At 69.6% G+C, this 22,897-nt stretch carries 23 protein-coding genes; 11 read left to right on the top strand and 12 right to left on the bottom strand.

Annotation, left to right across the window (positions count from 1 at the left end):
- The 4 genes from A5695_RS23860 to A5695_RS23845 all read left to right on the top strand — a co-directional run.
- The coding region (locus tag A5695_RS23860) for an alpha/beta hydrolase (RefSeq protein WP_068088232.1) at positions 1-1,147 on the top strand (1,147 nt) is incomplete at its 5' end.
- Between the two features lie 18 nt (positions 1,148-1,165).
- Positions 1,166-2,467, top strand: coding sequence for an arabinofuranan 3-O-arabinosyltransferase (gene aftC, locus A5695_RS23855; RefSeq protein ID WP_068088226.1), 1,302 nt, complete (start codon positions 1,166-1,168; stop codon positions 2,465-2,467).
- Positions 2,468-2,576: 109 nt separating this feature from the next.
- Positions 2,577-2,987 (top strand): peptide-methionine (R)-S-oxide reductase MsrB, encoded by a 411-nt coding sequence (gene msrB, locus A5695_RS23850; protein WP_068088225.1) that lies wholly within the window; start codon positions 2,577-2,579, stop codon positions 2,985-2,987.
- 115 nt (positions 2,988-3,102) lie between these two features.
- On the top strand, positions 3,103-3,951 hold the full coding sequence (locus A5695_RS23845; protein WP_068088224.1) for a DUF559 domain-containing protein: 849 nt from the start codon (positions 3,103-3,105) through the stop codon (positions 3,949-3,951).
- Positions 3,952-4,039: 88 nt separating this feature from the next.
- Here A5695_RS23845 and A5695_RS23840 read toward each other — a convergent pair whose 3' ends face one another.
- From A5695_RS23840 to hemE, 4 genes are read right to left on the bottom strand one after another with little or no spacing between them, the layout of a single operon-like run.
- Complete coding sequence (locus tag A5695_RS23840; protein ID WP_068088221.1) at positions 4,040-4,792, bottom strand: class I SAM-dependent methyltransferase; 753 nt, start codon at positions 4,790-4,792, stop codon at positions 4,040-4,042.
- Positions 4,789-5,484: a hydrogen peroxide-dependent heme synthase gene (gene hemQ, locus A5695_RS23835; protein ID WP_068088217.1), complete on the bottom strand. Its 696-nt coding sequence runs from the start codon at positions 5,482-5,484 to the stop codon at positions 4,789-4,791. The genes A5695_RS23840 and hemQ overlap by 4 nt, the downstream gene beginning before the upstream one ends.
- A 5-nt stretch (positions 5,485-5,489) precedes the next feature.
- Positions 5,490-6,845: a protoporphyrinogen oxidase gene (locus tag A5695_RS23830; RefSeq protein WP_068088215.1), complete on the bottom strand. Its 1,356-nt coding sequence runs from the start codon at positions 6,843-6,845 to the stop codon at positions 5,490-5,492.
- Entirely contained in the window at positions 6,842-7,891 is a 1,050-nt protein-coding gene (gene hemE, locus A5695_RS23825; protein ID WP_068088213.1) for a uroporphyrinogen decarboxylase, read from the bottom strand. The genes A5695_RS23830 and hemE overlap by 4 nt, the downstream gene beginning before the upstream one ends.
- Before the next feature lie 58 nt (positions 7,892-7,949).
- On the opposite strand from hemE, the gene A5695_RS23820 reads away from it, so the two are divergent.
- The 3 genes from A5695_RS23820 to A5695_RS23810 all read left to right on the top strand — a co-directional run bounded on the left by A5695_RS23820 (position 7,950) and on the right by A5695_RS23810 (position 10,819).
- The gene (locus A5695_RS23820) at positions 7,950-8,771 is read left to right on the top strand and encodes an enoyl-CoA hydratase/isomerase family protein (protein ID WP_068088210.1); all 822 of its coding nucleotides are present in this window, start codon (positions 7,950-7,952) and stop codon (positions 8,769-8,771) included.
- A gap of 76 nt (positions 8,772-8,847) precedes the next feature.
- Complete coding sequence (locus tag A5695_RS23815; protein ID WP_082946268.1) at positions 8,848-9,504, top strand: DUF3000 domain-containing protein; 657 nt, start codon at positions 8,848-8,850, stop codon at positions 9,502-9,504.
- Position 9,505: 1 nt separating this feature from the next.
- Positions 9,506-10,819, top strand: a complete 1,314-nt coding sequence (locus A5695_RS23810; protein WP_068088208.1) for a ribonuclease D — start codon at positions 9,506-9,508, stop codon at positions 10,817-10,819.
- On the opposite strand, the gene dxs is transcribed toward A5695_RS23810, so the two are convergent.
- From dxs to A5695_RS23790, 4 genes are all read right to left on the bottom strand, one after another.
- Positions 10,816-12,729 carry a 1-deoxy-D-xylulose-5-phosphate synthase gene (gene dxs, locus A5695_RS23805; protein WP_068088203.1) on the bottom strand — a complete coding sequence of 638 codons (1,914 nt, stop codon included), beginning with the start codon at positions 12,727-12,729 and terminating at the stop codon, positions 10,816-10,818. The genes A5695_RS23810 and dxs overlap by 4 nt on opposite strands.
- A gap of 58 nt (positions 12,730-12,787) precedes the next feature.
- Entirely contained in the window at positions 12,788-14,251 is a 1,464-nt protein-coding gene (locus A5695_RS23800; RefSeq protein ID WP_068088200.1) for a cation:proton antiporter, read from the bottom strand.
- Positions 14,252-14,411: 160 nt separating this feature from the next.
- On the bottom strand, positions 14,412-15,602 hold the full coding sequence (locus tag A5695_RS23795) for a class I SAM-dependent RNA methyltransferase (protein ID WP_068088190.1): 1,191 nt from the start codon (positions 15,600-15,602) through the stop codon (positions 14,412-14,414).
- Between the two features lie 29 nt (positions 15,603-15,631).
- Entirely contained in the window at positions 15,632-17,626 is a 1,995-nt protein-coding gene (locus A5695_RS23790) for an APC family permease (protein ID WP_068088185.1), read from the bottom strand.
- A gap of 127 nt (positions 17,627-17,753) precedes the next feature.
- Here A5695_RS23790 and A5695_RS23785 point away from each other — a divergent pair, with 127 nt between their 5' ends.
- Together A5695_RS23785 and A5695_RS23780 are read left to right on the top strand one after the other, a co-directional pair.
- A complete protein-coding gene (locus tag A5695_RS23785; protein ID WP_156749825.1) occupies positions 17,754-18,422 on the top strand; it encodes a TrkA family potassium uptake protein in 669 nt (222 codons plus the stop codon).
- Positions 18,423-18,434: 12 nt separating this feature from the next.
- Complete coding sequence (locus A5695_RS23780) at positions 18,435-19,112, top strand: TrkA family potassium uptake protein (protein WP_068088182.1); 678 nt, start codon at positions 18,435-18,437, stop codon at positions 19,110-19,112.
- Positions 19,113-19,237: 125 nt separating this feature from the next.
- Here the strand turns inward: A5695_RS23780 and A5695_RS23775 are convergent, their stop codons facing one another.
- Together A5695_RS23775 and A5695_RS23770 are read right to left on the bottom strand one after the other, a co-directional pair.
- The gene (locus A5695_RS23775; protein ID WP_068088251.1) at positions 19,238-19,879 is read right to left on the bottom strand and encodes a DUF3159 domain-containing protein; all 642 of its coding nucleotides are present in this window, start codon (positions 19,877-19,879) and stop codon (positions 19,238-19,240) included.
- 74 nt (positions 19,880-19,953) lie between these two features.
- The gene (locus A5695_RS23770) at positions 19,954-20,322 is read right to left on the bottom strand and encodes an OB-fold nucleic acid binding domain-containing protein (protein ID WP_067268953.1); all 369 of its coding nucleotides are present in this window, start codon (positions 20,320-20,322) and stop codon (positions 19,954-19,956) included.
- Positions 20,323-20,458: 136 nt separating this feature from the next.
- Between A5695_RS23770 and A5695_RS23765 the strand changes: the two genes are divergently transcribed.
- Entirely contained in the window at positions 20,459-21,160 is a 702-nt protein-coding gene (locus A5695_RS23765; RefSeq protein ID WP_068088180.1) for a hypothetical protein, read from the top strand.
- A 6-nt stretch (positions 21,161-21,166) separates the two neighbouring features.
- Here the strand turns inward: A5695_RS23765 and A5695_RS23760 are convergent, their stop codons facing one another.
- Both A5695_RS23760 and dut read right to left on the bottom strand, forming a co-directional pair.
- Positions 21,167-21,919 (bottom strand): DUF3710 domain-containing protein, encoded by a 753-nt coding sequence (locus A5695_RS23760; RefSeq protein WP_068088176.1) that lies wholly within the window; start codon positions 21,917-21,919, stop codon positions 21,167-21,169.
- Positions 21,919-22,383, bottom strand: coding sequence for a dUTP diphosphatase (dut, locus tag A5695_RS23755; RefSeq protein ID WP_068088173.1), 465 nt, complete (start codon positions 22,381-22,383; stop codon positions 21,919-21,921). The genes A5695_RS23760 and dut overlap by 1 nt, the downstream gene beginning before the upstream one ends.
- 25 nt (positions 22,384-22,408) lie before the next feature.
- Between dut and A5695_RS23750 the strand changes: the two genes are divergently transcribed.
- On the top strand, positions 22,409-22,894 hold the full coding sequence (locus A5695_RS23750) for a DUF3093 domain-containing protein (protein ID WP_068088170.1): 486 nt from the start codon (positions 22,409-22,411) through the stop codon (positions 22,892-22,894).
- Positions 22,895-22,897 lie beyond the last annotated feature (3 nt).

Below are 22,897 nucleotides of genomic sequence, written 5' to 3'. Positions count from 1 at the left end.
GGTCTGGCTGTCGCGGGGCGGCGCCGACGTGCTGCAGACCCACCCGATCGTGGCCGTCGACCGGCGTGGCATGGGCATGTCGAACCCGATCGACTGCCGGGACCCCTCCGACCGCCAGATCATGCGCGACCAGGCGCAGTTCCAAGCCGGCGACGACCCCGTCGCCAACCTCTCGGACGTCGCGAACACCGCCACCACCAACTGCACCGACGCCATCGCGCCGGGCGCCGGCGCCTACGACAACGCCCACGCCGCCTCGGACATCGAGCGGCTGCGCTCGCTGTGGGACGTTCCCGCGGTCGCGCTGGTCGGGGTCGGCAACGGCGCACAGGTGGCGCTGGCCTACGCCGCTGCGCGCCCCGACAAGGTCGCCAGGTTGATCCTCGACTCGCCAGTTGCCTTGGGCGTCAACGCCGAAGCAGCCGCCGAGCAACAGGTCAAGGGCCAGCAGGCCGCGCTCGACGCGTTCGCCGCCCAATGCATCGCGGTGAACTGTGCGCTGGGTCCCGACCCCAAGGGCGCCGTCGGCGCGTTGCTGGCCGACGCCCGCGCCGGCAAGGGGCCGGCCGGGGCGTCCGTGGCCGAGGTGGCGAACGCCATCACCGTCGCGCTGGGCTTTCCCTCCGGCGGCCGTGTCAACGCCAGCACCAACCTGGCCAACGCCCTGGCGGCCGCCCGTTCCGGCGACACCAACCAGCTGACCAACCTGATCAACCACGCCAACGCCACCCAGGACTCTGACGGCCAGTTCGTCAACACCTGCAGCGACGCCGTCAATCGCCCCACCCCGGACCGGGTGCGCGAACTGGTCGTGGCGTGGGCCAAGCTGTACCCGCAGTTCGGCACCGTCGCGGCGCTCAACTTGGTCAAATGCGTGCACTGGCCCACCGGCTCGCCGCCGGCGCCGCCGAAATCGTTGAATGTGGACGCCCTGCTACTGGGCGTGCAGAACGACCCGATCGTCGGGAGCGAAGGCGTCGCGGCCACGGCCGCGACCGTGATCAACGCGAACGCGGCCAGCAAGCGGGTGATGTGGCAGGGCATCGGCCACGGCGCCAGCATCTACTCCCCGTGCGCGGTGTCCCCGCTGATGGGTTACGTCAACAGCGGCAAACTGCCCGGAACCGACACGTACTGTCCCGCCTGATTTTCCGGCCGCACGCCGGTGTACGGTGCGCTGGTGACGGCAGCTGATCCGACCCGAACCGGCTTGCGTGATCGGACGCTCGCCGCCTTTCGTCCCCGTAGCGGCCCGCCGAACACCGCGACGATATTGCGATCCGCGTTGTGGCCGGTGGCCATTCTCTCGGTGCTGCACCGCAGCATCATCCTGACGCTCAACGGCAACATCACCGACGACTTCAAGCCGGTGTACCGCGCGGTCCTCAACTTCCGGCGCGGCTGGGACATCTACAACGAGCACTTCGACTACGTCGACCCGCACTACCTGTACCCGCCCGGCGGCACGCTGCTGATGGCGCCGTTCGGCTACCTGTCCTTCACGCCGTCGCGGTACCTGTTCATCCTGATCAATACCGTGGCCATCCTGATCGCCTGGTACCTGCTGTTGCGGTTGTTCAAGTTCACGCTGTCCTCGGTGGCCGCTCCCGCCCTGCTGCTGGCCATGTTCTGCACGGAAAGCGTCACCAGCACGCTGGTGTTCACCAACATCAACGGCTGCGTGCTGCTGGCAGAGGTGCTGTTTTTGCGGTGGCTGCTGGACGGGAAGGTGCGGCACCAGTGGTGGGCCGGGCTCGTCATCGGGTTGACGCTCACGCTCAAGCCCGTGCTGGGTCCGCTGCTGCTGCTGCCCCTGCTGAACCGGCAGTGGCGCACGCTGGTGCCCGCGTTTCTCGTGCCGATCGCCATCAACGCGGCCGCCTGGCCGCTGGTCAGCGACCCGACTGATTTCGTCACGCGCACGCTGCCCTACATCGGCGGCGTCCGGGACTACTTCAACAGCTCGATCGAGGGCAACGGCGTGTACTTCGGCCTGCCCACGTGGCTGATCGTCTTCCTGCGACTTCTGTTCACCGTGATCGCGATCGGCGCGCTGTGGCTGCTCTATCGCTACTACCGCACCCGCGACCCGCTGTTCTGGTTCACCAACTCGTCGGGCGTGCTGCTGCTGTGGTCGTGGCTGGTGTTGCCGCTGGCCCAGGGTTACTACTCGATGATGCTGTTGCCGTTCCTGATGACGGTGGTGCTGCGAAACTCGCTGATCCGTAACTGGCCCGCGTGGCTGGGGATCTACGGCTTCCTCACGCTCGACGACTGGTTAATCTACCGGTACATGAGGTATGGCCGCGCGCTGCACTACCTCAAGATCACCTACGGCTGGTCGTTGCTGCTGATCGTGGTGTTCACCGTGCTTTTGTTCCGCTATCTGGACGCGAAGGCCGAGGACCGGCTGGACGACGGTATCGACCCGGCGTCGCTGACGGGTCGGCCTGAGCTCGCGCGGTGATCGCAAATGCGGCGCGCGCGGTGACCGCAAGCGCGGCGAAAGCCGGGCGCTGGGGGTACCCCCGCGAAGCTGGGGGACGGGTCACCGCAAATAAAGCTAGCGTGGAGGCATGACTACCCCGAAGCTGCAGCTGACCGACGACGAGTGGCGCCAGAAGCTCACGCCCCAGGAGTTTCACGTGCTGCGCCAGGCCGGCACCGAGCGGCCGTTCACCGGTGAATACACCGACACCAAAACCGAAGGAATCTATCAGTGCCGGGCCTGCGGCGCCGAATTGTTCCGCAGCACAGAGAAATTCGAGTCGCACTGCGGCTGGCCGTCGTTCTTCGACCCGGCCAACTCCGACGCGGTGATCCTGCGGCCCGACCACTCGATGGGGACCACGCGCACCGAGGTGCTGTGCGCGAATTGCCACAGCCACCTGGGCCACGTGTTCGCCGGCGAGGGCTACCCCACGCCGACCGATCAGCGCTACTGCATCAACTCCATCTCACTGCGCCTGGTGCCGGCCGAGGCATAGTCCCAGCGGTCGCCGCGTGCCGCGACACTTAAACCACGCACACGACACGCCGCAAAGCGTCGCCACGGTTTAAGTCTCGCGGAGCCGGCGGCGTCTTCGTGGCGTCTTTCCCGATGTGGACGACGTGTTTCTCGGCAGCGAGGCAGTGCGGCGGGGAACCGTGAGCCGGCACCAGCTGCGAGCTCAATTTCGCGCCATATATCCCGACGTTTATCTTCCGGCTCACGCCACGCCGTCGCTCCGCACGCGTTCGGTTGGGGCGTGGTTGTGGTCGGGCCGCCGTGGCGTGCTCGCTGGACTTGCCGCCGCGGCGCTGCATGGCTCGCAATGGATCGATGACGACGAGCCGATCGAGCTGATTTGGCGGAACCCGCATCCGCCGACTGGCGTCATCACCCTCAATCAGCGTGTCCGACCGGACGAGGTCGTGCGTGCCAGCGGCCTGCCGGTGACTTCTCTGGCGAGGACGGCGTTCGACTTGGCCAGGCGGCCGCCCCACGGCAAAGCGGTGGCGCGACTCGACGCGCTGATGCGAGCGACGCCGTTCTCGATCGAGGAGGTAACGCTCCTCGCCAAGCGGCATGCGGGGGCGCGCGGTCTGCGGACGCTACGCACAACGCTTCCGCTGGTCGACCCGGGCGCAGCATCCCCGAAGGAAACGTGGCTGCGCTTGCTGCTGATCGACGCTGGGCTTCCGGCTCCCACCACGCAGATACCGGTGCAGCAGAACTGGCGACTCGTGGCCGTCCTCGACATGGGTTGGGAGGACTACAAAGTGGCGGTCGAGTACGACGGAGACCACCATCGCACTAACCGCCGCCAGTACGCACGGGACCAGAATCGGCTCCGGAAGCTCGACGAACTGGGCTGGGTCGTCATCCGGGTGATCGCCGAGGACAAGCCCGACGATGTGATACGCCGCGTCCGAGGCGCGCTCACCTGTCGCGGATGCCGCGACACTTAAAGTACGCATGCGACACGCCGGAAAGCGTCGCCACGGTTTGAGTCTCGCGGAAGCCAGGCGGGCAAGGCGGGGCGGGGACGGTCCGAGATCAGTCCACCCGGGTGGCGTGCACTTCCCAGAACGGGGCGTGCGCCCGCGCGCCCTCGAGCCAGGGCTCGATCACGCGGAAGCGCTCCAGCAACACCTGCGCCTGATCGGCCATGTCGGGGTTACGCGCGGCCATCAGCTCGATCGACTCGACACTCACGTTGACCTGGTAGGTGGTCGTGCCGAGATAGGTGATCTCCCAGCCGCCGGCCGGAAGCACGTCGCGAAAGTCGTTCTCGGACAACGACCGCAGCATCTTGAAGCCGTTGATGTTGTGTTGGCCGAACTCGTACATGAACAGCCGCGCGCCGGGCTTGGTCGCGCGGTGCAGCGCCCGCACGTAGGACTGCCGAAGCTCGGGCTCGGTGCTGAAGGTGTGGTAGAAGGCGCAGTCGACGACGGTGTCGAACCGGCCGCCGAATCCGTCCAGCTTGGTGGCGTCGGCCAGCTCGAAGTTGACCGAGACCCCGGCCTTTTCGGCGTTCCGCCGGGCCCGCTCGATGGCTCCCGCCGAGCCGTCGATGCCGGTCGCCGAGTAGCCCTTCGAGGCGTAATAGATCGCGTGATGGCCCGGCCCGGTGCCCGGGTCAAGCACCTCGCCCTTGATCGCACCCAGCGCGACCAGCTGCTGGACCACCGGCTGGGGCCCGCCGATGTCCCATGGCGTTGCGGTGGGTAAACCGTGCGACGTGCGCTCATCGCGGTACATCTGCTCGAAACGCGTCGGATCGTTGGGGTCGAATGCGGTCGTCATGGCAGCGCATTCACCAACTGCTCGACCGACACCCGGGGGCCGGTGAAAAACGGCGTCTCCTCGCGGGTGTGCCGCCGCGCGTCGGTGGCGCGCAGCTCGCGCATCAGGTCGACGATGCGGTGCAGTTCGGGGGCCTCGAAGGCCAGCAGCCATTCGTAGTCGCCCAGCGCGAACGCCGGCACCGTGTTGGCGCGCACGTCCTTGTACTCGCGCGCGGCCATGCCGTGTTCGGCAAGCATGCGGCGCCGTTCCTCGTCGGGCAGCAGGTACCACTCGTAGGACCGGACGAACGGATACACGCAGATGTAGTTCCCGGGCTCCTCCCCGGCCAGGAACGCCGGGATGTGGCTCTTGTTGAACTCGGCCGGCCGATGCAGCGCCACGCTGCTCCACACCGGCGAGCAGGCCCGCCCCAGCGTGGTGGTGCGCCGGAAGTCGGCGTAGGTGGCCTGCAGCGCTTCGACGTTTTCGGCGTGGGTCCAGATCATGAAGTCGGCGTCGGCCCGCAGGCCCGCCACGTCGTAGAGACCGCGCACCACGACGCCGCGCTCCTCCTGCTGCTTGAAAAACCGCGACGCGTCATCGATCGCGGCGTCGCGCTGATCCCCCAGCTCCCCCGGCCGCACCGAGAAGACGGAGAACATCAGGTAGCGGATCGTGGCGTTGAGGGTGTCGTAGTCGAGCTTGGCCATGGAACCTATCGTGCCACCTTCAGGTCGAGGGCTTCGACCGCGCGCCCGGCCGCACCGACGCACGCCGGCACACCGATGCCGTCGAGGTAGCTGCCGGCCACGGCGAGCGCCGGCGGCAGCCCCGCCCGTATCTCGGCGACCAGTTCGGCGTGGCCGGGCCCGTACTGCGGCATCGCGTCGATCCAGCGCTGCACGCGGGCATCGAGGGGGTCGACGGCCAGCCCGAACGCGTCGACCAGGTCGCTCAACGCCCAGCCCAACAACTCGTCGTCGGAAACGCTGGTAGCCACGTCGTCGCCGCACCGGCCGAACGACAGCCGCAGCAGCTGGGCGTCCCCGCGGGCGCCCCATTTGCGCGACGAGAGCGTGATCGCCTTGCCCCGCAACCGCTCTCCGGTCGCGACCAGCACCCCCGAGCAGTCCGGGAAGGGGGTGTCACCCGGCACGGCGAGCGCCACCACGACCGAGGACGCGTTGGTGATCCGGCCGGCGGCGGCCGCGCTGGCCGGGGCGATTTCGGCGAGTAGGCGCGCCACGCGGTGGGCCGGGACGGCCAGGATCACCGCGTCGGCATGCCGGCGGGCTCCGGTGTCATCCAGCAGCGACCAGCCGGCCTCGGCGCGGTCCAGCCGCTGCACCGCCGCCCGCACCCAATGCGGTCGACCGCGCGCGACGAGCGCGTCGAGCAGCACCTGGTAGCCGCCGTCGAGCGCCCCGAACACCGGCGCCCCGGTGGCCGGTGGCAGCGCCTGCCGGACCGCGTCCGTCAGGCTGGAGGCGCCGCGGTCCAGGGCCGCCGCGACGCCAGGGGCCGCCGCGCGCAGACCGATGGTGGCCGCCGAGCCCGCATACACCCCGCTCAGCAGGGGATCGACCGACCGTGTCACGACCTGCTCGCCGAACCGCTCGCCGACCAGTTCGGCCGTCGCGGGGTCGCTGCCCGGTCGCCATGCGAGAGCGCGGCCGGGTTCGTCCTCGATGCGCGCGACGGTCGCCTCGTCGACCAGTCCCGCCACCGACGCGGCCGACGACGGAATCCCGATGACCGTGCCGATGGGCAGCGGGTGCAGGCTCCGCTGGCTGTAGATCAACGGCCGGGCGCCCGTGGACACCACTCGCCGCCCCGAGAGCCCCAGCTCGTCCAGCAGCGCCGGCATCTCCGGCCGACGCAGCACGAACGCCTCGGCGCCCAAGTCCATCGCCTGCCCGCCGACGCGCTCGGTCCGCAGGATGCCGCCGAGCCGGTCGGCGGGATCGAACAGCGTGATGTGCGCGTCGTCGCCCACCGCGGCGCGCAGCCGATAGGCCGCCGTCAGCCCCGAAATACCACCCCCGACAACGCAATACGAGGCGGCGGTCATAGGGAATGGACCAGCGACACCAGATCGGTCAGCACACCGGGGTCGGTGTCCGGCAGCACGCCGTGGCCAAGGTTGAAGACGTGACCGGTCGCGCCCGCGTCGACGGCGTGGCGTCCGTCCTCGACGACGGCGCGGGCGGCGCGTTCCACGGCGGGCCATCCGGCCATCAGCACCACCGGGTCGAGGTTGCCCTGCAGCGCCGTACCGGGCCGGACCCGGGCGGCCGCGTCGGTCAGCGCGGTGCGCCAGTCCACGCCCACCACCGTCGCGCCGACCGTCGACATGGCACCCAGCAGTTCGGCGGTGCCGACGCCGAAGTGCGTCATCGGCACGCCGTATTCGGCGAGCGCGCCGAAAACCCGTGCGCTGTGCGGTTGGACGTAGGTCCGGTAGTCGGCGAGCGACAGCGCGCCCGCCCACGAGTCGAACACCTGAATGGCGTCCACGCCGGCCTCCAGCTGCACCCGCAGGAAGCCGACGGTGATGTCGGTCAGCTTCTCCATCAGCGCGTGCCAGCTGTCCGGCTCGGCGAGCATCATCGCCTTGGTGCGGGCGTGGTGGCGGCTCGGGCCGCCCTCGATCAGGTAGGACGCCAGGGTGAACGGCGCCCCCGCGAACCCGATCAACGGGACGGCGCCGAGCGCGGCCACCAGCAGCGTGACCGCGTCGGAAACCGGCTGAATACGTTGGCAGTCAAGGGGTTTCATCGCGTCGACGTCGGCGGCGGTGCGCACCGGCGAGGCGATCACCGGCCCGACGCCCGCGACGATGTCGAGGTCGACGCCCGCGCCGAGCAGCGGCACCACGATGTCGGAGAACAAGATGGCCGCGTCGACGTCGTGGCGCCGCACCGGCTGCAGGGTGATCTCGCAGACCAGTTCGGCGTCGAAACAGGCCGACAGCATGTCGGCCTGGGCCCGCAGCGCCCGGTATTCGGGCAGCGAGCGACCGGCCTGCCGCATGAACCACACCGGGGGTCGACCGGGCTTGCTGCCGGTGACAGCGGCCAGGTACGGCGACTCGGGGAGGTCGCGACGGGTACTCATCGTCCTCAATGCTGCCACGGCGGCGGCCTCGCCCCCGCGCTGCGTACTATCAACCACCGTGCCGGTCAGCCAGCCCCCCGTGAATTACGCCGAGTTCCCCAGTCTGCGCTGCGAAGTGGGCGACAACGGCATCTTGACGCTGGTTCTCGACGCCCCCGGCCTCAACTCGGTGGGCCCGCAGATGCACCGCGACCTCGCCGACATCTGGCCGGCGATCGCCCGCGACCCCGACGTCCGCGTCGTGCTGGTCCGCGGCGAAGGCAAGGCCTTCTCCTCCGGGGGCAGCTTCGACCTGATCGCCGAAACCATCGGCGAGTACGAGGACCGGATCCGCATCATGCGCGAAGCCCGCGACCTGGTGCTCAACATGGTCAACTTCGACAAGCCGGTCGTCTCGGCGATCCGGGGACCGGCCGTCGGGGCGGGCCTGGTGGTGGCCCTGCTCGCCGACGTCTCGGTGGCGGGCCGCACGGCGAAACTCATCGACGGGCACACGAAGCTGGGCGTGGTCGCGGGCGACCACGCCGCGATCTGCTGGCCACTACTGGTCGGCATGGCCAAGGCCAAGTACTACCTGCTCACCTGCGAGACGCTGCTCGGGGAAGAGGCCGAGCGGATCGGCCTCGTTTCCACCTGCGTCGACAACGAAGACGTGCTGGCCACGGCCACGCGGATCGCCGAGGACCTGGCGCGGGGCGCGCAGAACGCCATCCGCTGGACCAAGCACAGCCTCAACTACTGGTACCGCATGTTCGCACCCGCCTTCGACACCTCGCTCGGCCTGGAATTCCTCAGCTTCAGCGGCCCCGACGTGCAGGAGGGCCTGGCCGCACATCGCGAGAAGCGACCCGCCCGATTTACCGGCGGAAACGCCTCCTGAGCTGGCTCGATACGCCCCGATGAGCTCTGGTAACGGCTTGGTAGCGGTCGGCGCGCCTGGTTTCGCCTGTCGGCCGATGGGTCTACCGTCGGACCCTGTGACCCGTGCCGCGACGACGAAGAGCGACCGGGATGAACAGGAGCGGCGCCAAGTGACCTCAGCTGAACCGGAGCCATTCCGCGAGGCGGTAGCGGCGATGAACGGCGTCACCGTGCGGCCGGAAATCGAGCTGGGCCCGATCCGTCCACCGCAACGCCTGGCGCCCTACAGCTATGCGCTGGGGGCCGAGGTCAAACACCCCGACCGCGAGATCGTCCCGGAGCGGTCCGAAGGCGACGCCTTCGGCCGGCTGATCCTGCTGTACGACCCGGAAGGCGCCGACGCGTGGGACGGCACCATCCGACTGGTCGCCTACATCCAGGCCGATCTGGACCCCAGCGAGGCCGTCGATCCCCTGCTGCCCGAGGTGGCGTGGAGCTGGCTGGTGGACGCGCTGGAGTCCCGGATGGATCAGGTCACCGCCCTGGGCGGCACCGTCACCGCGACCACGTCGGTGCGCTACGGCGACATCTCCGGGCCGCCGCGCGCCCACCAGTTGGAGCTGCGGGCATCCTGGACGGCGACCACGCCGCAAGTCGGCGTCCATGTCGAAGCCTTCTGCGAGGTACTCGAACACGCGGCGGGCCTCCCACCGACGGGCGTCACCGATCTGAGCTCCCGGTCACGCGCCTGACATGTGCGAACCGGAGGCCCCCGGGCCCGGCAGCACTGCGCCCGACCACAGCGAGCCCGACAACCCCGAACCCCAGCCCACGCCGCTGCTGCGCCCCGCCGAAGGGATTCCCGACCTCTCGGTGACGGCGCGGCAGATCCAGGAGGCCGCGACGCTGCTGGAGCATGGCCGCGGGCCGTTCGCTGTGGACGCCGAGCGGGCGTCGGGTTTCCGGTATTCCAATCGGGCGTATCTGATCCAGATCCGCCGGGCCGGCGCCGGCACGGTGCTCATCGACCCGGTCAGCCACGGGGCCGATCCGCTGGAGGCACTGCGACCCCTCGCCGAGGTGCTGAGCGAAGACGAATGGATCCTGCATTCCGCCGACCAGGACCTGCCCTGCCTGGCGGAGGTCGGCCTGCGGCCGCCGGCCCTCTACGACACCGAGCTGGCCGGGCGGCTGGCCGGTTTCGAGCGGGTGAACCTCGCGACCATGGTCGAGCGGCTGCTGGGTTCCGGGCTGGCCAAGGGCCACGGGGCGGCCGACTGGTCCAAGCGCCCGCTGCCCGAGGAATGGCTCAACTACGCGGCGCTGGATGTGGAACTGCTCATCGAGCTGCGCGCCGCGATCGCCGACGTCCTGGCCGAGCAGGGGAAAACGGCTTGGGCCGCAGAGGAATTCGACTATCTGCGGGCGGTAGGGTCCAGGGATCCCAGCGCCGCGCCGCGACCGGACCGGTGGCGGCGCACCTCGGGGATCCACCGGGTGCGCGACCCGCGTGCGCTGGCCGCGGTTCGCGAGCTGTGGCTGACCCGCGACCGCATCGCCCAGCGCCGTGACATCGCGCCGCGGCGCATCCTGCCCGACTCGGCCATCATCGAGGCCGCCATCGCCGACCCGAAGACGATCGAGGACCTCACCGCGCTGCCGGTGTTCGGCGGGCGCAATCAACGCCGCAGCGCCGCCACCTGGCTGGGGGCGTTGGAGGCGGCGCGGCGAACGAAGAACCCGCCCGCCGATACCGAACCGCCCAACGGCCCGCCCCCGCCGGCGCGCTGGAGCAGGCGCAAACCCGAGGCGGCCGCACGGCTGGAGGCGGCGCGGGCGGCGCTGTCGAGAGTGTCGGAGCAGGTGCGCGTCCCGACCGAGAACCTGGTCTCGCCCGATCTGGTGCGACGGTTGTGCTGGGACTGGGAGCCGGCGCCCGATCCTCTCGATGCCGTCGAGACGTTCCTGCGGGCCGGGCAGGCAAGGCGGTGGCAGCGCGAATTGGTGGATCCCCCGCTGGCCCAGGCGCTGCAGCCCCCGGCCGAGCAGGAGCCTGAGGACGACTAATCGAGGTGTTCGCGGATCTCCGCTTCGGTGACGGAACTGCCCAGGGCGGCCACCCAGCCGGTGATGCGCCGGGCCACGTCCTGATCGGTCAGCCCGAGGTCGGCCAGCAGCTCACCCCGCGAGGCGTGCTCGTAGAACCGCTGCGGCAGGCCGACGTCGCGGCACGGGACATCGATCTCGGCGCCGCGCAGCGCGGCCGACACCGCCGACCCCACGCCGCCGCTGACCCCGTTGTCCTCGCAGGTGACGACCAATTTGTGCTGCGCGGCGAGCTCAAGCACCCCGTCGGACACCGGTAGCACCCAGCGCGGGTCGATCACCGTCACGCCGATCCCCTGGTTGTGCAGCCGCTTGGCCACCTCCAACGCCATCGGGACGAACGCGCCGACGCCCACCAGCAGCACGTCGTGGTTCAACCCGGCAGCTGGCACCGCCAGCACGTCCACGCCCGAGCGCCGCTCCAGCGCCGGAATGTCTTCGCCCACATCACCTTTGGGGAACCGCAGGGCGGTCGGGCCGTCGTTGACGTCGAGGGCCTCGCCGAGTTCCTCGCGCAACCGGGTGGCATCCCGGGGTGCCGCCACCCGCATGCCCGGCACGATGCCCAGCATCGACATGTCCCACATGCCGTTGTGGCTGGCGCCGTCCGAACCGGTGATGCCGGCGCGGTCCAGCACCATGGTGACGGGCAGCTTGTGCAGCGCCACATCCATCATGATCTGGTCGAAGGCGCGGTTAAGGAACGTCGAGTAGATGGCCACCACGGGGTGCATGCCGCCCATCGCCAGTCCCGCGGCCGACGTCAGGGCGTGCTGCTCGGCGATGCCGACGTCGAACAGCCGATCCGGGAATTGTTGGCCGAAGGAGCTCAGGCCGGTCGGGCCCGGCATCGCCGCGGTGATCGCCACGATGTCGCGGCGCTTCCTGGCGTAGCCGATGAGCGCGTCGGAGAAGGAGGAGGTCCAGCCCGGGCCGGCGACCTTGGTGGCCTGCCCGGTGACCGGGTCGATCACGCCGCAGGAGTGCATCTGCTCGGCCTCGTCGTCCTCGGCCGGGCCGAAACCCATGCCCTTGCGGGTGACGACGTGCACGATCACCGGCCGGCCGAAACCGCGCGCGTGCCGCAGCGCCATCTCCACCGCGCGCTCGTCGTGGCCGTCCACCGGCCCCACGTACTTCAGGCCGAGGTCGGTGAACAGCAGCTGCGGGGACAGCGAGTCCTTGATGCCGGCCTTGACGCTGTGCATGAACCGGTAGGCGAGCTCGCCGAAGAACGGCATCGAGCGCACCGCGTTGCGGCCCTTCTCCAGCGCCTGCTCGTAGGCCGGCTGCAACCGCAGGGTCGCCAGGTGGTCGGCCACACCGCCGATCGTCGGCGCGTAGCTGCGGCCGTTGTCGTTGACCACGATGATCACCGGGCGGCGCGACGCGGCGATGTTGTTCAGCGCCTCCCAGCACATGCCGCCGGTGAGCGCGCCGTCGCCGACTACGGCGACCACGTGCCGGTTGCGGTGGCCGGTCAGCTCGAAGGCTTTGGCCAGGCCGTCCGCGTACGACAGGGCGGCGCTGGCGTGGCTGGACTCGACCCAGTCGTGTTCGCTCTCGGCTCGCGACGGATAGCCCGACAGGCCGCCCTTCTTGCGAAGGCTCTCGAAATCCTGGGCGCGGCCGGTCAGCATCTTGTGGACATACGCCTGATGACCGGTGTCGAACACGATCGGGTCGTGCGGCGAGTCGAACACCCGATGCAGCGCCAGCGTCAGTTCGACCACGCCGAGATTGGGCCCCAGGTGTCCCCCGGTGGCAGCGACCTTGTGAATCAGGAACTGGCGAATCTCGGCGGCGAGCTCGCGCAGCTGCTGTTGGGACAGGTGTTGCAGATCAGCGGGCCCGCGGATCTGTTCCAGCATCCCGATAGTCTACGCAACGTCCGCGGGTACGACAGGGAAGCGACCGAAGGGCGCGGGCCTACGAGCGCCCGAAGAGGTCGGCAAGACTCTCGCGCAGTTCGGGATCCGCGAGCACAACGACCTCGTCGCCGGCCCGGAGTTCGGTATCGCCCCGGACGGGCACCAGTCCGGTGGTGCGGACCACAATGCTCACCCAGATGTCGCCCACGCGGTCGCTGAGCCCCTCGACCGTGCACCCCTCGGCGGCCGACCCACGGGCAACGCTGAAGCGATGGACCCCCTGCGGTTCGTCCGCGAGCCGGACACCTATCTGCCACGGCTGGGTTTCCACGGTGCGGATGGGCAGGCGTAGTAGCCGCGCGACACCCGGCACCGAACTTCCCTGCACCAGGACGGAGAAGATAACGACGATGACGACGATGCCGTAGAGGCGTTCGGCGTCGGCGACATGGGCGGCTCGAAGGAACTCGCCGAGCAGGATCGGCACCGCCCCCTTGAGCCCGGCGTAGAGGACGAAGATGCGTTCGTTGCGCCGCAACCCGACGGGGATCAGGCACGAGCCCACCGCCAACGGCCGAATCACCAGAGTCAGGACCACACCGAGGACCAGCCCCGGGATCCACACGTCTGGATGGGCGAGCACGACGATGTCGACGGTCAAGCCCAGAAAGGCGAACGCGACGATTTCGGCCAGGCCGGCCAGGGCGGCATGGAATCGCTTGATCTCCGGCTTGTAGGGCGCGCGTGCCTCGCCGATCACGATGCCCGCGACGAACACCGCTAGGAAGCCCGAGCCGTGCGCGAGCGTGGCGATGCCGTACAGCATCAGGCAGGATGCCAGCGTTCGCAGCGAGTAGAGGCCTTCGCTCGGTAGGGCGACGCGACGCATGAAGACGAGCAGGGCACGACCGCCGATCACCCCGACGGCCAGTCCGATCACCATCTGGAGAACGAATTGCTTTCCCACACCGGCGAATCCGGCTGCGCTGAGCCCGCCTGCGGCGATCAGGCTGGACATCAGGGCGATGCCGACCGGATCGTTGGCACCGGACTCGCCCTCCAGAATTGTGCTGCTGCGGCCCCTGATCTCGCGCTTGCCCAAGACCGAGAAAACCACGGCCGGGTCGGTGGGGGCCACCGCCGTGGCGACGAGTACGGCCGGAAACCAACCGATTCCGCATGCGTAGTGCACCACCAGCGCCGCCCCGGCGGCGGTGAGGGCGGTTCCTACCACACCCAGCGACAGGATCGGCACGGCAGCCGCGCGGAACCTTGATGGTCCGATGTGCATGCCGCCGTCGAACAACACCAACACCAACGCGATGGTGATCACCCGCTCCACGGTCGGCTCGGACGGTGACTGCACCGCCGGCACAGCGTGCACCACCACGGCGGCCCCGACCAGCACGAGCAGGGGCACCGGAATCTTCACCCGCTCGGTGAGGCGGTTCGCCAGCACCGCCACCAAACCGACTGCGCTGCAGAGCGAAATGATCAGCGCGTAGCGAAGAGTCTCGGTCATGACGGCCGCAGCCCCATACCGCTTGATGCGTCGACGGGCGCGGCCCGCTCTCCGGTGGTAGGCACCTAAGCCTTTCGGTTGGTCGACGAGGACATCGCCGACCAGACTTCCCGGCACACCGCGAGGGAGTCTATCGGCTGCGGCGCCCTTCCTCTAATCGCTAGCGGGTCAACAGTGCGACGCATTCGGTGTGGTGCGTGAGCGGGAAGGCGTCGAATACCTTGATCTTCTCGACGGCATAGCCCTGGGCGAGGTAGAGGCCGATGTCGCGCGCGAAAGACGCCGCCTCGCAACCGATGTGCACCACCCGCGGAACCCCGGCGGCGGCCAGCAGCTCTATGACTTCGCGCCCGGCGCCCGCCCGGGGCGGATCCAGCACCGCCACGTCGGCGCTCGAGCGTTGCGCGCCGAGCGCCCGGCGCACCGAGTCGGTGACGACCTGCACCTGCGGCAGGTCGTCCAGCGCGGCGCGGGCGGACCGCGTCGCCGCCCGCGAGGTGTCCACGGTCAGGACCCGCCCGGACTCCCCGACCGCGGCGCCCAGCGCCGCGGCGAAAACACCCGCGCCGCCGTACAGATCCCACGCGGTCGTGCCGGGGCCCGGCTGGGCCCAGTCGGCGACCAGCCTGCTATACACCGCGGCCGCGCCGCGGTGAGCCTGCCAGAAGGCCGTCACCGGGATCTGCCAACTGCGCCCGTCCACCCGCTGGACCGCCTCGTAGCCGCCCTGCACGACCTTGGTCACGGTCCGTTTGCCCTGGCGCAGCGTGCGCACCACGTGGCGCGCGTCGTCGTCGTCGACGACAACGTGCAGTTGGGCCGACGGCGGCCAGTCCGATTTGGTAAGCCCGTCGAGCATGCCGGGCGGCAACTGCGCGCAGCGCAGGTCGGTCACCAGATCGTCGCTGTGATACCGGTGAAAGCCGGGCCGCCGGTCCGCCCCCACATCCAGCCGGACGCGCGTGCGCCACCCCGCCGGTCCGGAATCCGACAGCGGTTCGGCCTCGCCGGTCCAGCGGTGTCCGCCCAGTCGCTCCAGTTGGTTGGCGACCACCTGCGCCTTGAGGGCACGCGCCGCTTCCGGCGCGGCGAACGCCAGGTCGCAACATCCGGCCCCGTCGACGCCGGCGATCGGGCACAGCGACTCGACGCGGTCGTCGGCCGGCTCTAGCACCTCGAGGGCCTCTGCGTGCCAATAGGATCCGCGGTCGGCGGTCACTCGGACCCGCACTCGCTCACCCGGCAGCGCATAGCGGACGAACACCACGCGCCCTTCGTGGTGCGCCACACAGCTGCCACCGTTGGCCGGGGAGCCGGTCACCAGCGTGAGTTCCCCAGCCGAGGGAAGCACCGCGTTGGGCGTGCGGGACGATTCGCGTATCAATCGAAGATTCCCCGACGAGTGTCGCCCGGGGCCACGTGCGGCTGCAGCGCCTGCAGCCGCTCCGACGAATTCAATTGCCACGGAACCGAAGTCACCATCACGTTGGGCATGAACAGCAGCCGGCCCTTGAGCCGCAGCGCGCTTTGATTGTGCAGCACCTGCTCCCACCAATGCCCCACCACATACTCGGGGATGAACACGGTGACGACGGTGCGCGCTGACTCCTTGCTGACCCGCTTGACGTAATCGAGTATCGGACGGGTGATTTCGCGATAAGGCGAGGCGATGACCTTCAGCGGCACGCTGATGTCGCTTTCCTCCCACTGATGCACCAGCTCTCGGGTCTCGGCCTCGTCGACGCTGACGGTGAGCGCCTCGAGCACATCGGGACGGGTCGCGCGGGCATAGGCCAGCGCGCGCAGCGTCGGCAGATGTAGCTTCGACACCAGCACCAGGGCGTGGTTGCGGCTGGGCAGCACCACGTCGTGCTGGGCGGCGGCCTGTTCCTCCAGTTCCCGGCTGACGGTCCCGTAGTGCCGGTGGATCATCTTCATGATTCCGAACAGCAAACTCATCGCGAAAAGCGCGATCCAGGCGCCGGCGACGAACTTGGTCACCAAAACGACCACCAAAACGGCGCCGGTGGCGATCAGCCCAACGGTATTGACCACTCGGGAGCGCATCATCTGGCGCCGCGCCCGCGGATCGGTCTCGCTGCGCAACAGCCGGGTCCAGTGCCGGACCATGCCGATCTGGCTCAACGTGAAGGAAATGAACACGCCGACGATGTAGAGCTGGATCAGCGCGCTGAGCTCGGCACGGAACGCGATGATCGCCAGCAGGGCGGCCCCGGACAGGAACAGGATCCCGTTGGAGAACGCCAACCGGTCTCCGCGGGTGTGCAGCTGGCGCGGCAGGTAGCTGTGCTGCGCCAGGATCGAGCCGAGTACCGGAAACCCGTTGAACGCGGTGTTGGCTGCCAGCACCAGAATGAGTGCGGTCACAGCCGCGATCAGCAGGAAGCCGATGTGAAAGCTCCCGAAGACCACCTGCGCGAGCTGTGCGACGAGAGTCTTCTGGTAGTAGTGCGGCGGCGTGCCCGCCAGCTGCCTGGCCGGGTCATCGACCACTTGGACGCCAGTCTTCTTGGCCAGCAGGATCATCCCCATAAACAGACTCACCGCGATTGCGCCGAGCATCAGCAGTGTGGTCGCCGCGTTGCGCGACTTGGGCTTCTCAAACGCCGGGACCCCGTTGCTGATCGCCTCCACACCGGTCAGCGCCGCGCATCCCGAGGAGAACGACCGCGCCACCAGGAACGCCAGGGCGAAACCGACGATCTGGCCGTGCTCGGCATGCATCTGGAAACCGGCGGATTCGGCCCGCAGCGGATCACCGAGCACGAAGGCACGGATCAGTCCCCAGCCGATCATGACGGTCAAGCCGATGATGAACGCGTAGGTCGGAATGGCGAACGCCAATCCGGACTCGCGGACGCCGCGCAGGTTCATCGCCATCACCAGCAGGATGGCCGCCACGCAGAACCACACCTTGTGTTCGGCCACGATTGGGATGGCGGAGCCGATGTTGGACATCGCCGACGCGGTCGAAACGGCAACGGTGAGAATGTAATCCACCAGTAGGGCGCTGGCCACCACCAGGCCGGCGGTGTCGCCGAGGTTGGTGGTGACCACCTCATAGTCGCCCCCGCCCGACGGGTAGGCGTGCACGTTCTGGCGGTAGCTGGCCACCACGACCAGCATGACCGCGGCCACGGCAAGACCGATCCACGGCGCCAGCGCGTACGCGGACAGGCCGGCCACCGAGAGCATCAGGAAGATCTCCTCGGGCGCGTAGGCCACCGAGGACAACGCGTCGGACGCGAACACCGGCAAGGCGATCCGCTTGGGCAGCAGGGTATGACTCAGCCGGTCGCTGCGGAACGGCCGGCCAATCAGCAACCGACGCGCTGCGGTTGAAAGTTTGGACACGAGAGCCAAGAGTAAGCCCACACGGGTTTGGCGGTAACTTCGTAGGCGAGAATGTTTGCCGACCCGAATCGGCTGGCCGACGTGGGTTGCCGATGGGAGACGCAGGACGCGGCCGAGAGGATCGTAAGTGCGAGTAGTGGTGATGGGCTGCGGCCGAGTCGGCTCCTCGGTGGCCGACGGGCTATCGCGGATCGGCCACGACGTCGCGGTCATCGACCGCGACAGCACCGCCTTCAACCGGCTGAGCCCCGAATACGCCGGAGAGCGGGTGCTGGGTCAGGGGTTTGACCGCGACGTGCTGCTGCGGGCCGGCATCGAGGAGGCGGACGCGTTTGCCGCCGTGTCATCCGGGGATAACTCGAACATCATCTCGGCGCGGCTGGCCCGGGAGACCTTCGGCGTCAAGCGCGTCGTCGCCCGGATCTACGACGCCAAGCGCGCCGAGGTCTACGAACGCCTCGGCATCCCCACGATCGCCACCGTGCCCTGGACCACCGACCGCCTGCTCAACGCGCTGCTGCGGGACACCGAGACCGCCAAGTGGCGGGATCCGACCGGCACGGTGGCCGTCGCCGAGGTCGTCCTGCAGGAGGAGTGGATAGGACACCGGGTCACCGACCTCGAGCAGGCAACCGGCGCCCGCGTCGCCTTCCTGATCCGGTTCGGCGCCGGCGTCTTGCCGGAACCGAAGACAGTCCTGCAAGCCGGCGACCAGGTCTACGTCGCCGCGATCTCGGGCCGCGTGGCCGAGGCCGTGGCCATCGCGGCCCTGCCGCCCAGTGAAGACCTCGGTTAAGGAGCGGCGAACATGAAGGTAGCTGTCGCCGGGGCCGGCGCGGTCGGCCGCTCCGTCAGTCGCGAACTCGTCGGCAACGGACACGACGTGACGCTGATCGAGCGCAACCCCGATCACGTCGACGTCGACGCCATCCCCGCCGCGCACTGGCGGCTCGGCGACGCCTGCGAATTGAGCCTGCTGGAGTCGGTGCGCCTGCACGAGTTCGACGTGGTGGTGGCCGCCACCGGCGACGACAAGGCCAACGTCGTGCTCAGTCTGCTGGCAAAGACCGAATTCGCGGTGCCCCGGGTGGTGGCCCGGGTCAACGACCCCCGCAACGAGTGGCTGTTCACCGACGCCTGGGGCGTCGACGTGGCGGTGTCCACCCCGCGCATGCTGGCCTCGCTGATCGAAGAGGCCGTCGCGGTCGGTGATCTGGTGCGGCTCATGGAATTCCGCCGCGGGCAGGCCAACCTCGTGGAGATCACGCTGCCCGACGACACACCGTGGGGCGGGAAGCCGGTGCGCCGGCTGCAGCTCCCCCGGGACGCCTCCCTGGTGACGATCCTGCGCGGCCCGCGGGTCATCGTGCCCGAGGCGGACGAGCCGCTGGAAGGCGGCGACGAGCTGCTCTTCGTCGCGGTCGCCGAGGTTGAAGAGGATCTGCGCAAGCTCCTGCTGCCGGACGGGCCGGGGCTCGAAGACTAGGGCCGACGGCGGTGACCCGCAGCGCCCGGCTTGGACTTTGCGGCGACCCGCTTCGCCCGGCTACGCCGCGCTCGCGATCACCGCGGCCGCGCTCGCGATCGCCGCGGCCGCTCTCGCGATCACCGCTAGTCGCTGACGGGGTCGGCGTCGATCGGGGCGGGGGCGTCGCCGACCGCGAGCATGGCACGCTGCGCGGACTTGATCGCCAGGTACGTCACCAGCGCGGCCGCCACGGTCAGCGGCCACCCCATCGCGATGCGCGCGACGGCCAGCCAACCCGTCTGGTTGGCGTTGTAGAGCAGACCTTGGACCGCGAACCGGGCGGCGAACACCAGCACCCAGCAGACCGAGGCGATGTCGAACGCGTGGACGGCCCGCGGGACGTCGCGCCAGCCGTGACCCCGCCCGGTGGCCCACGTCCACACGTAGCCGACCAGCGGCCGCCGGATGACAATCGACGCCGCGACGACCACCGCCCACAGCAGCGACATCCAGATGCCCAACAGGAAGTAGCCCTTGGACTCCCCCACGATGTAGGCGATCAGCGCACAGATCGCTACGCCGAGGAACCCGGAGAGGGCCGGCTGCGCGGATTCCCGTCGAATCAGGCGCCACACCAAGACCAGCGCGGCTGCGGTCAGCGCGGAGGCGATCGCCGCGAACAAGCCCGACACGCTCGACACAATGACGAAGATCACAACGGGCAGCGACGAATAGATGACCCCGCTGATGCCGCCCGCCTGTCGCAGCAGACGTTCCGCCGTGATGCGGTTGACGGTCGCGCGCTCAGCCGCGCCCGACTCGTCGGGTACCGAAGTCGGCCCCCGATCGTCGGGTGGGGTCACCGCTGAATTTCGTAGTGCGGGTTGTAGATGGCCTTGGTGCCGTTCTCCAGCTTGCCCAACCGGCCGCGCACCCGCAGCTTGCGGCCCGAGTCGATGCCCGGGATCCGGCGCTGCCCCAACCAGACCAACGTGACGGTGTCGCTGCCGTCGAAAAGCTCGGCGCGGACACCGCCCGCACAGGCCTTGCCGTTACATTCCACGCTGCGCAGCGTGCCGACCATCGTGACCTCTTGGCCCCGCTCGCAATCAATGACCCGTTGCGCGCCGGTGCTGGCGACCTCGTCGGACAACTCCTCGGAGTCGCGTTGCTCCGGCGCCTCCGTCAGACGACGGGTGAGCCGGCGCAGATATCCTTGGGCCCCCATGGCCACTCCTGACAATGCTGTTAAGCCTCGGCGCTTCACTTATGCCAACGGACACCGTAGACCTGTTGGTTCCCGCACGCCAACCGAGTCAAACGTCGTGTTGGAGCGCGGCTGAACGCCGGGGCACTATCAGGGGGTGGCTGTCGATCTGCGGGGTGTCACGACGGTGTTGTTGCCCGGCACCGGGTCCGACGACGACTACGTTCACCGGGCGTTTTCGGCCCCGTTGGGCGACGTGGGCGGGGTCCTGGTGGCCCCGCCGCCGCGCCCGGATCGATTGATCGACGGCTACCTGTCGGCTCTGGATGCCGCCGCGCGCACCGGCCCGATCGCCGCCGGAGGCGTGTCGATCGGCGCGGCGGTGGCGGCCGCCTGGGCACTGGCCCACCCGGATAAGGCGGTCGCCGTCCTGGCCGCGCTGCCGGCCTGGGCCGGCGCCCCGGAAGCGGCGCCCGCGGCGCTCGCGGCGCGGTATACCGCGTCGCAGCTGCGCGCCGACGGGCTGGCGGTGACCACCGGTCAGATGCGGGCGTCCAGCCCGGCGTGGCTGGCCGACGAGCTGGCCCGGTCGTGGCGGGCGCAGTGGCCGCAACTGCCCGACGCGATGGACGAGGCCGCCGCCTACGTGGCACCGAGCCGATCCGCGCTCGCCCGGCTGGCCGTGCCCCTGGGCGTGGCGGCCGCGGTCGACGATCCGATCCATCCGCTGGACGTCGGCGTGGAGTGGGTCGCCGCAGCGCCGCGCGCGGCGCTGCGGACCGTGACGCTCGACCAGATCGGCGCGGACCCCGCCGCGCTGGGCGCGGCGTGCCTGGCCGCGCTCGCCGACGTCAGCTGAGGGCTGTCAGCCGCCGGTGGTGGTGCGCAGCTGCTGCATGGCCGAGCCCTCGACGCTGCGGCGCGCCGCCGGCTCGTTGGACCCCGACTCCGGCGCCGCCTGTTGCGCCTCGCCTTGTTGCTGGGCCTGCTGGGCGGCCGCGGCTTCCCGCAGTTGCTGCGCCATCGCCTCGGGCAGCTGCACGGCCAGCGGCGTGCGCACCGGAAGCGGCGTGTCACCGCGACGAACCACGGTGTCCGCCAACGCCGCTCGCGCCTCCTGCTCGAGAGCCTCCATGGTCTCGTGCGGGCCGTTGACGACGCAGCGGATCATCCACCGGTAGCCGTCGACCCCGATGAACCGCACCGCCCCGGATGCGGAGCCGACCACCTCACGGCCCCACGGGCCGTCCTTGATGCTGACCTTGGCCGAGTCCTTGCGCAGCGAATCGGCGAGTTCGCCGGCCACCTCGCGCCACAGGCCGCCCGTCTTGGGCGCCGCGTAGGCGGCGATGGTGAAGCGGCCGTTGGGCGTGACGACCCAGACCGCGCTCGGGACCCCGGTCTCGGTCAGCTCGACCTGCAGCTGGCCCGCCTCCGGCATCGGAATGAGCACCGAACCCAGGTCGAGGCGCGCCAGCTCCGCGACCGAGGGGTCGTCGAAATCGTCGATGTCGAACGGGCCCTCGAGTTCTTCGCCGTACTCGTCGTCGATCGGGTCGGCGGCGGCCTCGGCGTTCACCGGCTCGTCACTGTCGTCATTGCGTCTCTTAAGTGCCATCACAAACTCGCATGTCCGCCGGAGGAACCGTGGCCACCATCGCCACGGGAGGTGTCGGCCAGGCCGGCCTCGTCGAACGACGACACCTCGACCAGCTCGACCAGCTCGACTCGCTGCACCAGCAGCTGGGCGATGCGGTCGCCCCGATGCACCACGATGGGTTCGGCCGGGTCGAGGTTGATCAGCGCCACCTTGATCTCGCCGCGATAGCCCGCGTCGATGGTGCCGGGACTGTTGACGATCGAAAGTCCCACGCGCGACGCCAATCCCGAACGCGGGTGGACCAACCCGACCATCCCGAACGGAATCGCGACCGCGACCCCGGTGCGCACCAGGGCGCGCCGACCGGGTTCCAGCTTGAGGTCCTCCGCGCTAAAGAGGTCCACTCCCGCGTCGCCCTCATGCGCGCGCGTGGGCAGTGGAAGCTCGGGATCGAGGCGCACGATGGCCAGACTGGTCGACACGGGGGCACAGATTACCCTTGACTGCGTGTCCGGTACGCGCGTCGCGCCGCACAGTGTGCGATATCGCGAACGACTGTGGGTGCCATGGTGGTGGTGGCCGCTGGCCTTCGGGCTGGCGGGGCTGATCGCGTTCGAAGTCAACATGGGTGTCGCCCCCCGGCCGTTCTGGCTGCCGTACGCGACGCTGTTCGCGGTGGCGGCCGGAGCGCTGTTGTGGCTGGGCCGCGTGGAAATCCGGGTCACCGCTGACCCGGACGCCCCCGGCGGGGTGGAACTGTGGGCCGGTGAGGCGCACCTGCCGGTCACCGTGATCGCCCGGTCCGCTTCGGTCGCCCCGTCGGCCAAGTCCGCGGCGCTGGGCCGCCAACTCGACCCGGCGGCGTTCGTCCTGCATCGGGCGTGGATCGGGCCGATGATTTTGGTCGTCCTCGACGACCCGGACGACCCGACGCCGTACTGGCTGGTGAGTTGCCGCCACCCCGAGCGGGTGCTGTCGGCATTGCGCAGCTGACCT

Source organism: Mycobacterium sp. E1747 (genome assembly GCF_001667775.1).
Taxonomy (GTDB): Bacteria; Actinomycetota; Actinomycetes; order Mycobacteriales; family Mycobacteriaceae; genus Mycobacterium.
This window is presented reverse-complemented; position numbering and strand designations above follow the sequence as displayed.